Below are 288 nucleotides of genomic sequence, written 5' to 3' on the forward strand. Positions count from 1 at the left end.
GGCCGTTGGACTCGATTTGCAGAGTCAGCTGGATGAAGTAGCACAACTGCAACGCCTGCCAGAAGGTCTGCGGCGGCTGGTGGGCAATAAGCTCGCAGTTTTCAGCCATGCTCAGCAGCTCGCTGCGGCGCGCTTCGCGGCTTTCAGTTGCCGCCATTTCCCGTGCCAGAACAGCAAAACGCAGGATGTGCTCGCTCACCGCCGCCAGCGTGATATCAATCGCTTTCAGCAACTGCTCTTTATGCAGATCTTCCCAGTCGGTAAGTTGCAGACGCTCGCGGCGCTCCG

The 288-nt window shown here is 59.0% G+C and carries 1 protein-coding gene; it reads right to left on the bottom strand.

Annotated features, from left to right (window positions below):
* The coding region (locus tag GEAM_RS00030; protein WP_034786590.1) for a pyruvate formate lyase family protein at positions 1-288 on the bottom strand (288 nt) is incomplete at both ends.

Source organism: Ewingella americana ATCC 33852 (genome assembly GCF_000735345.1).
Classification (GTDB): Bacteria; Pseudomonadota; Gammaproteobacteria; order Enterobacterales; family Enterobacteriaceae; genus Ewingella; species Ewingella americana.